The organism is Trinickia sp. EG282A, assembly GCF_040965455.1.
Lineage (GTDB): Bacteria > Pseudomonadota > Gammaproteobacteria > Burkholderiales > Burkholderiaceae > Trinickia > Trinickia symbiotica.
This window is the reverse complement of sequence record NZ_JBFRCC010000005.1, coordinates 72,107-85,119: the sequence shown is the minus strand read 5'-3', so window position 1 is coordinate 85,119 and position 13,013 is coordinate 72,107. Positions and strand designations below refer to the sequence as shown.

Genomic DNA, 13,013 nt, shown 5'->3' with positions numbered 1-13,013 from the left:
TGCATGTTCAAGCTGCCGCAGCCAACGCCTCGTCCTGAATGCGGCATGCGTAGCGATTCAGGTGATATTCCATGTTGCCGAACAACACATCGAGCACCAGATGCCGGCGATAGTGATGGCCAACCTTGTATTCGTTGGTGATGCCGTAGCCGCCGTGCAGTTGAATACCCTGCTGCGTGACGAACTTCGCGCTGCGCGTGGTCTGCGCCTTGCACCCCGATATCTCCACGCTGCGGTGCGCGCCGTCTTCGCCGAGTGCGAGCAACGCGCGGTGCAAGGTCGCCCGCGCCTGCATCGCATCGATCGCCATGTCGGCCATGCGGTGCTGCAGGGCCTGGAAACTTCCAATCGCGACGCCGAATTGCTTTCGCGTCTTGAGGTATTCCGCCGCGAGCTCGATCACGTCTTCGATGTCGCCGACGAGCTCGGCGCAGATTGCGACGATCGCTTCGTCCACGGCAGCCTGCAGCCCATCGAACGCATTCCCTGCTTCGCCAAGCACGTCCACTTCGGCAACGATGACGCCATCGAGCTGTACGTCGGCGGACGGCGTGCCGTCGAGCAGCGCGCACGTCTTGAGCGACACGCCCGCCTGCTTCGGATCGACACGGAACACGCCGATACCGCCCTTCTCGTCGGCCGCGCCCGCCGTGCGGGCGACGACGAGCAGCCGGTCAGCAACGGGCGCGCCCACCACGAGCGTCTTGTATCCGTCGAGCCGCCAGGTGTTGTCGACAGTTCGCTTCGCCGTGGCGCTCACATAGTGCACCTGTCCACGCGCCTCTCGCTCGCTGTGGGCGACGGCATAGATCATTTCGCCTGCCACCATGTCACCGAGCCATGCCTCGCGCTGCCCTTCACGGCCAATGCGCGCAACGAGCGACGCCGGAAATACGCCGCACATCACATAGGGCTCCAGCACGAGTGCGCGGCCGAACTGCTCGGCCACGATCGCGCTTTCGACGGGCGAAAAACCCATGCCGCCCATGCTTTCCGGAACGGCAACACCGAGCCAGCCCATCTCGCCGAACGCGCGCCATGTCTCGCGCGAAAAGCCGCCACCTTGCGACGCAAGTTTGCTGCGATGCTCGAACGTATAGCTCTTTTGCAAGAAGCGCTGCGCGCTTTCCTGCAACATGCGCTGTTCGTCGCTCAACTCAAAGTCCATGCTGCATCCTCTTTAGAAAACGCCGGGCCGCCCCAGTCTTCCTGCCCCGTCCCGTCGGCGCGGCGTCACAGGCCAAACATCGCCTTGGCGATGATGTTCCGCTGGATTTCGGCCGTCCCCCCATAGATCGTGCAAGCGCGGCGATAAAAGACCTCCGCCGCGAGCCCCGGCGCGTACTCAGGTCCAGGGAACGAAGCGCCGCGCAGTTCACGCTCTTCGTTCGGATCGGCATAGAACACGGCGCCATAGTCTCCAATCACCTCGAGCAGCATCTCCGTGAGCTTCTGATGGAGTTCCGATCCGCGCACCTTGAGCATCGACCCGATCGCCATGCCGCCGCTGCGCTCGTCGATTCCCTGGTGCAGAATCTTTTGCACGGCCATGTCGATTGCGCGGACCTCCAGTTCATGCTGCGCAAGCCGCGCCGCAAATGTCGGATCCGCAATGAGCGGCTTGCCGGCCGCCCGTTCACGAGACGCGTAGTGCCGGACCTTGCGCAGATAGCGCTTGAGCGCGGGCGCTTCGGCGCCGAGGAACGCACGCTCGTTGAAAAGGAGAAACTTCGTATATCCCCAACCCTTGTTCACCTCGCCGATCAGGTTCTCGGCCGGCACGCGCACGTTGTCGTAAAAGACTTCGGCGAGATGGTGGCAGCCGTCCAGTGTGCCGATGGGCCGCACGGTGACGCCCGGGGAGGACATGTCGAGCAACAGGAACGAGATGCCCTTTTGCGGCTTGGCCTCAGTATCGGTGCGGACCAGCACGAAATTCCACTGGCCGTAGCTGCCGAAGCTCGTCCAGATCTTCTGTCCATTGACGATGTAGTGGTCTCCCTCGCGCACGGCCGTCGTCCGCAGCGATGCGAGATCGGAACCCGATCCCGGTTCCGAAAAACCCTGCACCCAGAACACTTCGCCGCGCTGAATAGGCGGCAGAAAGCGCCGCTTTTGCTCTTCGTTGCCGAACTCGCAGATCACCGGCCCGACGAGCGAGACGCCGGCCTGATTCTGCGCGGGCGCGCCTGCCAGATAGCACTCCTCTTCGAAGATGTAGCGCTGCATGGCGGTCCAGCCCGTGCCACCGTCTGCAACCGGCCAATGCGGCACCGACCACCCGCGCGTTTCGTGCAGGATGTGGGTCCAGCGCTGGGAATCGTCGTCCCCGGCGAGGAAACCTTGCTGCCCGCGAAACGCCAGGTCCGCCGGCAAATGTTCCTTGAGAAACGCCCGCACTTCTTCGCGGAATTCAATGTCCGCGGGGTCTACGCGAAAATCCATTGTTTTTAGCGTCCAGTGTTTCGGTACGTTGAACTCACTTCGTCTAGGCTGCGCCCGAAGTGGGATTGCCGACCAGCGTGCGCGGCGTGGGCGGCACGCGATAGAGCTCCTCCACGACGCTGCGCCGCCGATCGAGCACATTGCGCTGGCTGATCGCGCTCTTCGCGCTCAATTCGCCGTTGTCGATGGTGGGCTGCTCGGTTTCGAGCACGATGCGCGCGATGCGCGCCGAGCTGCCGCCCTGACGCGCAGAAAGCTGGTCGACGCCCTTCTGGAAGAACGCGCGCACGCCCCGGCTATTGACGACTTGCTCGGCACCCGCCGCCCGGTCCTGAAGCTCGTCGCAAAGCGCCCGGCACGCTTGGATGTCGGGGAAGACGAGCGCGGTCAGATAGTCCCGGTCGTGCCCCGCAATCACGACGTCTCGCGCGTAGGCGCCGAACACGTCGAGCGCATGCAGGCGCAATTCCGCTACATTGACCCATGTTCCCGTGGACAGCTTGAAGTTCTCGGCAATGCGTCCGTCGAAGCGCAAGCCGAGTTCGAGGCGCTGCGGGTCGATGAACGTGCCCGCGTCGCCGGAGCAGAAATAGCCTTCTTCGTCGAACGAGGCCGCGGTGCGCTCGGGATCTTTCCAGTAGCCTGGCGTGACGCAATCCCCGAAATAGCGGATCTCCCGCTTCGCGCCGACCGGCACCACCTTCACCTTCGTGCCGGGCACGGGCAATCCCGCGATCGCCTCGCGGCGCGGGTCCCAGGCCGCCGACATCGGCGTTGGCCCCGCCTCCGTACAGCCAAGCCCCGACATGATCAACACGCGCTGCCCGATGGTACGCATCGCGAGCTCGTCGAACTCAGCCCAGATGTATCCGGGCAGGCTCGCGCCACCGTAGTAGATCAACGCAAGCTTGCTGAAAAACTTCTCGCGTAATGCCTTGTCCGCTTTGAGATGCGGAATGAGCGAGGTCAGCCCCTGAGGCGTGTTGAGGTAGATAACCGGCGCGATCTCACGCAACGCCTGCACGGTCGGTCCAATCGCCTCCGGCGCCGGCTTGCCCGGGTCCATGTAGTACGTCCCGCCGCCATACAGCACCATGCCGAAGTTGTGCGTGCCGCCGAATGTGTGATGCCAAGGCAGCCAGTCGACCAGATCCGGCGGCCCGTCTTGAAGGAACGCGAACACTTGCGCGACCTGCTGGCGATTGCTGCACAGCATCCGCTGCGAATAGATGACACCCTTTGGCGCGCCAGTCGTTCCCGAGGTAAACATGATCTTGCCGATCGTGTCGGGACCGACCGCGCTGAACGCCCTGTCGACCTCGACCGTGACCGGCGTTGTCAACCAGTCCGCGACGCGCGACGCATCGCGCCCTTCGGGAAGCAAGCCGGCGACGACACACTCGATATCTCCGAACACCTCACGCAATGCGCGACCATACTGCACACCGCACTCTGCGAATACGAGACCCGGCTTGCAAACGGCAGCAAGGTGCCTGAGCTTCACGAAATCCTCGGAGAGCAGCGAATAGGCGGGCGTCACCGGGACATAGGGAACGCCGACGTGTAGCGCCGCAAGCGCAAACAATGCGTGCTCGAAGCTTCGATCCGAGAGAATCATCAGCGGACGTGAGGCTGACAGCCCTCGATCTAGCAGCACCTGACCGAGCGCGCGGGCACCGTCCAATGCCTGCCTGTAGGTGAGGTATTCCCACGACGTGCCGTCGCGCGTGCGCCTCGCGAGCAGTCCGCGATCGGGCGCAACGTTCGCCCAATGTTCGAGCCGCTCCGTCAAACGCATCGGATACGGTTGGAGCGGTTCCTTGAGTTCATACACCACGCTTCCGTCCGGACGCCGTTCGACGAGCGCTTCCATGCTGCCGAGGCGAATCGGGCGGAACGGTACATCCATCAGCGCATCGTGCGAAGCGGAACCAGCATCCATCTGGATCATCCTGTTGTTATCCGGTTAGACAGGGCCTGCGAGCCATTGCAACGCTACCGCGCATCCATCGGTCTCCACGGCCCAATCCGCAACGAAACCAATAATTGAACGTTGATCATGTATACGAATTTAGCATAGCGCGAAATCGAACGCCCGTCTATCAGGCGTCACCCACATTGGACTGTCGACAAATCACACGCGGAGCGAGCCTGCCGTGCGCAACGTGTGCGTCGTCGTGACGATCCGGCGCCGGCGCGAGAACGTGGACAGCAAGAAAAAAATGGACTATTTTATGAACGTCGTTCGTATTTATAAACTCTGCTCAGATGAGTAGCCATCTGCCGAGTCCTAGGAGCCGTCATGCAAGATGAAGTTGTAGTCACCGCTGCCGTTCGCACGGCCATTGGAGATTTTGGGGGGGCGCTCGCGAGCGTTCCGCCCACGCAGTTGGGCGCCACTGTCGTGCGTGCGTTGCTCGACCGCACCAGTCTGCAGGGCAGCGAAGTCGGTCATGTTGTGTTCGGCAATGTGATCCATACCGAGCCTCGTGACATGTATCTGTCGCGCGTTGCAGCGCTCGAAGGCGGCGTCAGCGCCGACGCGCCGGCGCTGACGCTCAATCGTCTATGCGGCTCCGGCCTTCAGGCGATCATCTCCGCTGCGCAAGCGATCGCGCTCGGCGACACGGAAGTCGCCATCGGCGGCGGCGCGGAAAACATGTCGCGCGCAGCATACGTCGCGACTTGCGCACGCTGGGGATCGCGCATGGGCGACATTCGCCTGATCGATATGATGGTCGGTGCGCTCACAGATCCGTTCAGTGATTGCCACATGGGCGTGACCGCCGAGAACGTCGCAAAAAAGTGGGGCGTTTCACGCGACGATCAGGACAGACTCGCTGTGGAATCGCATCGGCGCGCCGCGGATGCAATCCGTGACGGCCGTTTTCGGGAACAGATCGTGCCGGTCACGCTGCGTACGAAAAAAGGCGAGAGCGTCTTCGACACGGATGAGCACGTGCGGGCCGGCACGACGATCGAGGACCTGGCCAAGCTGCGTCCGGCATTCCAGAAAGATGGCACGGTGACGGCCGGCAATGCTTCCGGTCTCAATGACGGTGCCGCGGCAGTCCTCCTGATGACACGACGCAGTGCGGAGCAACGCGGCATTCGCCCGCTTGCGCGCCTGGTCTCTTACGCTCAGGCTGGCGTCGACCCGCAATACATGGGAATCGGCCCAGTGCCCGCAGCGCGCAAAGCCCTGCTGCGCGCAGGCCTGAGCGTGGTGGACATCGACGTCATCGAGGCGAATGAAGCATTCGCTGCCCAGGCTTGCGCGGTAGCGAAAGAACTCGAATTCGACAGCGCCAAGGTCAACCCGAACGGCTCGGGAATCTCGCTCGGGCATCCGATCGGCGCCACAGGCGCGGTGATCACCGTGAAAGCCATCCACGAGTTGCAACGATGCGGTGGGCGCTATGCATTGGTGACAATGTGCATCGGCGGAGGCCAAGGCATCGCGGCCGTCTTCGAGCGCCTCTAGACCTTCGTCTTCCCGGCGGGAATTCAATCGACCCTCAGGCAGTGCGGCGCGGCAGCGGTATTCGATCGCCAGCGCCGCGTGATCCTCCTTGTTCAGCCCTCCTCGACGAGCGCAGCCAGCCGACCCTGAATGAGCGCGCGGGCCTGCGCAACCATTCGGTTCACGAGTTCCGCGCAGGTCGGAATATCGTCGATCAGGCCAATCGCAAGACCGGCCGGGAACGTACCGTCTTCCGTGTCGCCGGTCTCATACATCCGCTTGCCGCGCTCTCCGCTCACGAGCGGCTTCAGATCGGCGAACGTCGCACCTTCCTTGTGTTCCAGTTCCAACACCTGCTCCGCGACCGAATTCCTGAAAATGCGCGACGTGTTCTTCAGTGTGCGAAAGATCAGCGCGGTATTGAGCTCGTCATGCTCCACGAGCTTACGCTTGACGTTCTCGTGTATCGGCGCTTCTTGCGTGGCCATGAATCGCGTACCCATGTTGACGCCATCGGCGCCGAGCGCGAGCGCCGCGACCATGCCGCGCGCATCGGCGATACCGCCCGAAGCAAGCATTGGAATGCGCAGCTTCGCAGCGGCGGCTGGCAACAGGATGAGATTGGGCACGTCGTCTTCGCCCGGATGGCCAGCGCATTCGAAGCCGTCCACGCTTACGGCATCGCAACCCAACGACTCCGCTTTGAGTGCGTGCCGGACCGATGTGCACTTGTGGATGACCTTGACTCCCCTGGCCTTGAACGTCGGCATGTAGGGTTCCGGATTGCGCCCCGCCGTCTCGACGATATTGACGCCGCTCTCCACGATGGCTTGCACGTACTCGTCGTAGGGCACCGGCTTGATCGTCGGCAAAATGGTCAGGTTCACGGCGAAGGGTTGATCCGTCATCGACCGCACCCGTTCGATCTCGATTCGCAGCGCCTCCGGCGTGGGCTGCGTAAGCGCTGTGATGGTGCCGAGCGCCCCCGCGTTCGAAACTGCAGCAGCCAGTTCCGCGCGTCCCACCCACATCATGCCTCCTTGCACAATGGGATATCGAATTCCAAGCAACTCCGTAATGCGTGTTTTCATTTGCGCTCCTCTGATGTATGCCGGCCTCGCTGTGCGCCGCCGTCGGGTCCTAGCAAACCATCGTTTGTATTTACGAACACCGTGCAATTATATACACTCGGTTGGATGTTGCCGACATCGGTTTGCAGCATGCGGCACGCACCAGGCACGAACGATAAGGAGTGTGGATGAACAAGCGGGACAACGAGTTAGCCGCGGAGGAAGCGTCGGCCCGGCCAACCCGGAACGATGCCGAAGAAGCCGTGCGAACGCTGATCCGGTGGGCCGGCGACGACCCTGACAGAGAAGGTCTGGTACAAACGCCCGCGCGCGTCGTACGTGCGTATCGTGAGTTCTTCTCGGGGTACCAGTCCGATCCAATGCAGATTCTCGCCACGACCTTTTCGGAGGTGGACGGCTACGACGAGATGGTGGTGCTGAAGGACATCCGCTTCGAAAGCTACTGCGAACACCACATGGTGCCCATCATCGGGCGCGCACATGTTGCCTATTTGCCCGAACATCGCGTAGTCGGCATTTCAAAACTCGCCCGCCTCGTCGATGTCTATGCGAAACGGTTGCAGATCCAGGAGAAGATGACGGTTCAAATCGCTGACGCGTTGAATACCGTCCTGCAGCCCAAGGGCGTCGCCGTGATCCTCGAAGCCGCGCATCAGTGCATGAGCACGCGAGGCGTGCATAAGGCCGGCGCATCGCTCGTGACGAGCCGAATGCTGGGCGCCTTTCGCGATGATCCGTCCACGCGGCGCGAGTTCCTTGCTATCGTCGGCAACGGCACCATCATGCCTTTGCCAAATAGCTGAAGGCCGGCGTCGGCTCCGCCGACGTCGGCCTTCATGGCATGGCAACACCAGTACCCGTTCGAACGCCGCGCTACGATTGCGCAAGGCCCGAAACTTGGCTGCGCTCACGCGTCGTCAGAGGCCGCTCATAAGAGACGTCCTCGCAATTGCGCGCACTGACACCGTTGCTCATCAGAACCTCACGCCAGGCAGCAGGCACGTCGCTGGGCGTCAGGTCGTTGATCGCTTCCGAAATGCACACGCGAGCCGCGATAGCCCATACCCCCTCGCGTTTTTCGAAGCGGTCGATATAACGCCCGACCGCCAGCGTGTTCGGTTTGACGCGATTGTCGCCGAAGAAAAGCCAGTAGGTTTCCGCGTGGGCCGTGTCGCCCTGCAACTCGACGCTATGATTGAACACCATGTGATGGTGAGACAGTTGATGCTCGGCGTGGTACGCGAACGCCCAATCGACGAATTCCTCGGCGTTCCCCACGAACGCGCCGTGATCGTCGATCGCGTCGGGATGGTATGCCGACAACGTCAACTCGCGGTCCATGCGATCGATCCCGCGGCAATACCGATGCACGCATTCGAGTATGGCCTGTTTGTCCAGCAGCGCTTGAATGCGTGGGTTCAACGCTTCGCTCATGGTTTCCGCCGTTAGATTGTCATGGCGAAAAAGAAGATCACCGCGCCGATCAGCGCGCCGACGAAACAGTACCCCTCGCCTGCCGACAGATCGGTTTCCTGCGCGCGTGCATGGCTCGCAATCGCACATCCGACTATACCGGCGAGCGCCGCGGCGCCCAGGACGGCAATGGTCATCACAATGTCGAAGATCGCCGAGCGACCCAGTTCTTCGATGCGCACGTCACTGAGCAGCTGCCACACCGCAACCGCGGAGATCGACAGCAGAATGAGCGGTAGCCATACCCGCCGGGCTTCGCGGGCGCTCTCTTGCGTCAGCGCTTTCATCGCGGCTCCCCTTCGTGCTGCGTCAGCTGGAAGATATTGAGTGGCATGGCCCCCAGCACGCGGGCCACCCATTTCGATCGTTTTGCGCGAGCCGGCCGGCCCGTTGAGGGGGGACCCTTGTCGACGGGCTGGCGACCATAGTGAAACGTGTAGTCCGCGAGAGGACCGCGCAAATCGCTGTCGAGAAAGAACATCGCATGTCTCCAATCAGGCCTTTGCCTTGTGGGCGCCTGTATGGCGCCTCTTGATGGACATCCTAGGCGACGCAAAACCGTTATGCAACTACTCGTTCAATTAATCGCGTCGGTGTTTTCACTACCCGCAAGTGCAGGGTTCGAGGCGCGCGCGAACGCTCGCTTGACGCGCGCATGCATCAGGCGTGCACGGACGTGCAACCGGCGAGCAGTCAGGCGAGGAGCCGTCCATAACCGGAAGCCGCGGTGCTGATGCGGCGCCGGTATGCGAAGGCAGAAGGCGCGGTGGCGATCAGGAAACCTGGAAGCCGCCATCGACAGCCAGCAACTGACCGGTGACGTAGTCAGACGCAGGCGAAGCAAAGAAGAGCACCGCTTTTGCGATATCGGAAGCGACGCCAATGCGCCCAAGCGGCATGCGGCCGGGCTGAGTAATCGGGCCGCTCGCCTGGTGCACCTTGGTCGACGCGGCTGCGCCTTCTGTTGCCACGCCGCCGGGCAGGACCGCATTGACGCGAATCCCGTCCGCGGCGAATTCGAGCGCGGCAACCTTGGTCAGGTTGTTGACACCTGCCTTCGATGCCCCGTAATCGCCGTTGTCAAAAATCACCGGCTGCAGCGAAGCCACCGAGGAAATGTTCACGATGGAGCCCCCGGACTTCGCCGCACGCATGCGTTTGATGCCTTCACGCATGCAAAGGAAAGTGCCGCGCAGATTGACGCCGAGAACCTTGTCCCATTTCTCGGCGGATGTCTCGACGAAATGCGTCTTCGGGTAGATGCCGGCGTTGTTGACGAGGACGTCGAGACGCCCGAGCTTCCCCTGCACCGTTTCGAACATCGCGAGAACCGACCCTTCATCGCCGATATCGACCTTGACGGCAATCGCCTTGCCCGATGCGCTCTCGATTTGGTTGACGGTCTGTTGCGCTGCTTCCTCGTTCAGGTCGGCAGCCACCACCGCCGCGCCCGCCGACGCGAGCAGCAGCGCGGTCTCACGGCCGATGCCCGAGCCTGCCCCCGTTACCACGGCCACCTTCTGATCGAGACTGAATAGATTCGCCACATTCAACGTGCTCACTGCTCCTCCTTTGGCTCGCCGCGCGAGCGGGTTTATTTTGTGAACGCCATTCGTAAAAATAAACGTCCCGTCCTGGGGTGTCAAGGACGAGGAGGCGAATATCGGAAGGAGCAGCGCGAAGGGCCCGGATGAGCAATGCCGCAGCGCGTGCTATGCGGCATCCGGCGATGCGATTTCCCGCATGATCTCGAGCATCGACCGGTGATAGGGCTTGTGAGGGCGATCTGCCCAAACCAACGATACTTCGGTTTCGCAAGATCCAGGCACATCCTCGATGTCGACGAACGAGACGCCCTGCACCGGCAAGTGGCGGCCTGAATCGAGCATGAGCCCAATGCCTAGCTCATTCGCGACGAGATTGAGCATCGTGTAAGGGTGCCGGGCTTGCTGCGTGAGTCGAGGGGAGAGATTGGCCTCGCGGCGCGCCGCTTCGAACGCGGCAAACACGGGCTGGGACATCTGCTGCGGGAACATGATGAGGGGATATTGCGCAAGATCGACGATACGGATCGAGCGTTGTGTCGCTACCGGCCATGCCGCAGGCACGGCCGCCACCACGCGCAAACGCTCGATGACGACGCTTTCCAGTCCCGAGACATCCGCCAAACTCGTGACCACCACACCCAGATCGATACTGCCATTCTTGACGCTCGCGACCGTCAAGGCGCTGCCGCGCTCGATCAACCGGACGTCCACGCCAGGCCATTGCTTGCGCAAGGCCTGAATCGCGAGCGGCATGATGCGCATTGCACACATGGGCACGAACGCGATGCTTAAGCTCGCCAGCTCGTCGGCCGCTTGCCTGACACGCCGCTCGGCCAATTCCGCTTGTGCAATGAGCGGCTTCGCTTCCGTCAGCAGCGCGGCGCCGGCAGGCGTAAGCGAAACGCCGCGCGGCGTGCGTTCGAGGAGCTTGATGCCAAGCTGCTCCTCGAGGCGCATGATCGATTGGCTGAGCGGCGGCTGCGCCATGCCGAGCCGCGCGGCCGCGCGGCCAAAGTGCTGGGTCTCGGCGACTGCAACAAAGTGTCTCAGGTGACGCAATTCCATGGCGTGATATGACTTCGATATCGAGTGCCGCCAGCATATCGCCATCCCCCGCTGCGCCTCACCAAGGGCGAACCCTGATCACAATTCGAGCGAACGCGCCGAGGCCTGGGTTGGGCTAAAGCCATACCTCGTCCGTCCGCAAGTCTGCCCGCGGGTCTGCCCGCGGGTCTGTCCGCGCTTGACTGCGTACAGCATTCGCAATAGATTTAACCGAATGCCGTTCTAAATTTCGAATGCAAGACTGACCTGATATCGGTACATGCCCGCGCCACGGGGAGCGTGGCATCCGCATCACCCAAAACATCTGGAAGAGAGATGGGGCAAGAGAACAATTCAAAGCTCGAGTTCGAACTGCATGACCATGAACTGATGGTTTCGTGTGTCGGCGCGAATTCGCAGGTCGTCTATTCGAACCCGGTCTACCAGCGGGTCACGGGGTATTCGCTGCAGGAAAGCCAGGCCATGCAAGGTGCGAACCGCATACGGGATGTCCCGCCGCAAGTCCTGGCCGATTTGGGAGCCGCCGTGCGGCAAGGCAAGCCGTGGACCGGCCTTATCAAGCTTGCCTGCAAGAGCGAGCGGCTCGTCTGGTGCCGCCTGAACGCCGCCCCGCTCCTTTCTCATGGCCAATACATCGGATCTCTGATGGTCTTGAGCAAACCTGCTCAAGGGGAAATCGAGCGGTATGAAACGCTCTATCGCCGACTGCATTCGGACCGCGACAAGAAGCTCGGCTGGGAACAAGGTCGCATCGTCCGTCTGAATTTGCTGGGGAAAATCACCCGCCAAATCCGCTCAATGGGCCTGAAACGGTACATCTGGGGTTGCGTGTTCGCGCTCGCCATGGTTGCGATTCTCGTCGTGGCGATCAACGGTAACGGCCTCGCCTCGTTCGCGTTTTTTGCCGAGGTTTGCACTATTCTCCTCTCTACTGTGGCCGCCGGCGCCTTCCTGTCCCGTGCGATCGCGTTACCTTTGCAAGACGCCGTGCAAGCTGCCATGAAAATGGCGGCCGGAGACCTATGCGCCAGCTACGGCAGCGAGCGATGCGACGAGATCGGCGATGTCATGCGAACCCTCAACCAAGTCAGTATCAACATGCGCGCCACCGTCCTCGATGTTCGAAACGGCGTGGCAGCGATGCGGCAGGCAACGACCGAGATCGCCGCAGGCACGATGGAGCTTTCGGGACGCACGGAAACCCAGGCCAGCAGTCTCGAGGAGACGGCCGCATCGATGGAAGAGATCAACTCGACGGTCGGCAATAACGCGGACGCCGCCGGGCAAGCCAGCGACCTCGCCACACTCGCAAGCGAAGCGGCTGAAGATGGCGGTTTGGTCGTGAATCAGGTCATCGCGACGATGGCGCAGATCAAGGAATCGAGCCGCAAGATATCCGACATCATCTCTGTCATCGACGGCATCGCTTTTCAGACCAACATACTCGCCTTGAACGCGGCCGTTGAAGCGGCTCGGGCTGGCGAGCAGGGGCGCGGGTTTGCTGTCGTGGCCGGCGAAGTCCGCAACCTCGCCCAGCGCAGCGCGCAAGCGGCAAAGGAGATCAAGGCGCTGATCACGCAGAGCGTCGAGACCGTCGATGACGGATCGAAGCTCGTCGACTCGGCCGGTAAGACCATCGCCGAGATCGTTTCGCAGGTGCGCGGAGTAACGGACCTGGTGGGCCAGATCGCCAGGGCATCGCGCGAGCAATCGGCGGGCGTCGGTCTGGTGAGCCAGGCTGTCGAGCAGTTAGACCAGATGACGCAGGTGAACGCGACGCTCGTTCAAGTGCATACGGAAGCCGCAGGCAACATCAAACAACAGACCGAGCGGCTCGCCGAAATGCTCTGCGTTTTCACGCTTTCCCGCGACGAGCGGAACGTGCTCTTGTCCGCACCGGGGGACTGAATGACGACAATCAATCGCCAT

At 62.0% G+C, this 13,013-nt stretch carries 11 protein-coding genes; 3 read left to right on the top strand and 8 right to left on the bottom strand.

Annotation, left to right across the window (positions count from 1 at the left end):
• Positions 1 to 7 precede the first annotated feature (7 nt).
• From AB4Y31_RS23240 to AB4Y31_RS23230, 3 genes are all read right to left on the bottom strand, one after another.
• Positions 8 to 1,168, bottom strand: coding sequence for an acyl-CoA dehydrogenase family protein (locus tag AB4Y31_RS23240; protein WP_368676021.1), 1,161 nt, complete (start codon positions 1,166 to 1,168; stop codon positions 8 to 10).
• Positions 1,169 to 1,233: 65 nt separating this feature from the next.
• The gene (locus tag AB4Y31_RS23235) at positions 1,234 to 2,445 is read right to left on the bottom strand and encodes an acyl-CoA dehydrogenase family protein (protein ID WP_368676020.1); all 1,212 of its coding nucleotides are present in this window, start codon (positions 2,443 to 2,445) and stop codon (positions 1,234 to 1,236) included.
• Positions 2,446 to 2,488: 43 nt separating this feature from the next.
• Positions 2,489 to 4,387 carry an AMP-binding protein gene (locus AB4Y31_RS23230; RefSeq protein WP_368676019.1) on the bottom strand — a complete coding sequence of 633 codons (1,899 nt, stop codon included), beginning with the start codon at positions 4,385 to 4,387 and terminating at the stop codon, positions 2,489 to 2,491.
• Between the two features lie 360 nt (positions 4,388 to 4,747).
• Between AB4Y31_RS23230 and bktB the strand changes: the two genes are divergently transcribed.
• Entirely contained in the window at positions 4,748 to 5,929 is a 1,182-nt protein-coding gene (gene bktB, locus AB4Y31_RS23225) for a beta-ketothiolase BktB (protein WP_368676018.1), read from the top strand.
• Between the two features lie 92 nt (positions 5,930 to 6,021).
• Here the strand turns inward: bktB and AB4Y31_RS23220 are convergent, their stop codons facing one another.
• Entirely contained in the window at positions 6,022 to 6,999 is a 978-nt protein-coding gene (locus AB4Y31_RS23220) for an NAD(P)H-dependent flavin oxidoreductase (RefSeq protein WP_368676017.1), read from the bottom strand.
• 167 nt (positions 7,000 to 7,166) lie between these two features.
• Here AB4Y31_RS23220 and folE point away from each other — a divergent pair, with 167 nt between their 5' ends.
• On the top strand, positions 7,167 to 7,802 hold the full coding sequence (gene folE / locus AB4Y31_RS23215; protein WP_368676016.1) for a GTP cyclohydrolase I FolE: 636 nt from the start codon (positions 7,167 to 7,169) through the stop codon (positions 7,800 to 7,802).
• Positions 7,803 to 7,872: 70 nt separating this feature from the next.
• Here the strand turns inward: folE and AB4Y31_RS23210 are convergent, their stop codons facing one another.
• The 4 genes from AB4Y31_RS23210 to AB4Y31_RS23195 form a co-directional block, all read right to left on the bottom strand.
• A complete protein-coding gene (locus tag AB4Y31_RS23210) occupies positions 7,873 to 8,433 on the bottom strand; it encodes a nuclear transport factor 2 family protein (RefSeq protein WP_368676015.1) in 561 nt (186 codons plus the stop codon).
• A gap of 11 nt (positions 8,434 to 8,444) precedes the next feature.
• A complete protein-coding gene (locus AB4Y31_RS23205; protein WP_368676014.1) occupies positions 8,445 to 8,759 on the bottom strand; it encodes a hypothetical protein in 315 nt (104 codons plus the stop codon).
• Between the two features lie 486 nt (positions 8,760 to 9,245).
• Positions 9,246 to 10,034: an SDR family NAD(P)-dependent oxidoreductase gene (locus AB4Y31_RS23200; RefSeq protein WP_368676013.1), complete on the bottom strand. Its 789-nt coding sequence runs from the start codon at positions 10,032 to 10,034 to the stop codon at positions 9,246 to 9,248.
• Between the two features lie 150 nt (positions 10,035 to 10,184).
• A complete protein-coding gene (locus AB4Y31_RS23195; protein WP_368676012.1) occupies positions 10,185 to 11,084 on the bottom strand; it encodes a LysR family transcriptional regulator in 900 nt (299 codons plus the stop codon).
• Positions 11,085 to 11,399: 315 nt separating this feature from the next.
• Between AB4Y31_RS23195 and AB4Y31_RS23190 the strand changes: the two genes are divergently transcribed.
• Complete coding sequence (locus tag AB4Y31_RS23190) at positions 11,400 to 12,992, top strand: methyl-accepting chemotaxis protein (protein ID WP_368676011.1); 1,593 nt, start codon at positions 11,400 to 11,402, stop codon at positions 12,990 to 12,992.
• The last annotated feature ends 21 nt before the right edge of the window (positions 12,993 to 13,013 follow it).

What these genes read in the sequence shown, in the direction of transcription:
- AB4Y31_RS23240 (WP_368676021.1), bottom strand. Translation starts at nt 1,168, where the DNA reads ATGGACTTTGAGTTGAGCGACGAACAGCGCATGTTGCAGGAAAGCGCG.
- AB4Y31_RS23235 (WP_368676020.1), bottom strand. Translation starts at nt 2,445, where the DNA reads ATGGATTTTCGCGTAGACCCCGCGGACATTGAATTCCGCGAAGAAGTG.
- AB4Y31_RS23230 (WP_368676019.1), bottom strand. Translation starts at nt 4,387, where the DNA reads ATGGATGCTGGTTCCGCTTCGCACGATGCGCTGATGGATGTACCGTTC.
- bktB (WP_368676018.1), top strand. Translation starts at nt 4,748, where the DNA reads ATGCAAGATGAAGTTGTAGTCACCGCTGCCGTTCGCACGGCCATTGGA.
- AB4Y31_RS23220 (WP_368676017.1), bottom strand. Translation starts at nt 6,999, where the DNA reads ATGAAAACACGCATTACGGAGTTGCTTGGAATTCGATATCCCATTGTG.
- folE (WP_368676016.1), top strand. Translation starts at nt 7,167, where the DNA reads ATGAACAAGCGGGACAACGAGTTAGCCGCGGAGGAAGCGTCGGCCCGG.
- AB4Y31_RS23210 (WP_368676015.1), bottom strand. Translation starts at nt 8,433, where the DNA reads ATGAGCGAAGCGTTGAACCCACGCATTCAAGCGCTGCTGGACAAACAG.
- AB4Y31_RS23205 (WP_368676014.1), bottom strand. Translation starts at nt 8,759, where the DNA reads ATGAAAGCGCTGACGCAAGAGAGCGCCCGCGAAGCCCGGCGGGTATGG.
- AB4Y31_RS23195 (WP_368676012.1), bottom strand. Translation starts at nt 11,084, where the DNA reads ATGGAATTGCGTCACCTGAGACACTTTGTTGCAGTCGCCGAGACCCAG.
- AB4Y31_RS23190 (WP_368676011.1), top strand. Translation starts at nt 11,400, where the DNA reads ATGGGGCAAGAGAACAATTCAAAGCTCGAGTTCGAACTGCATGACCAT.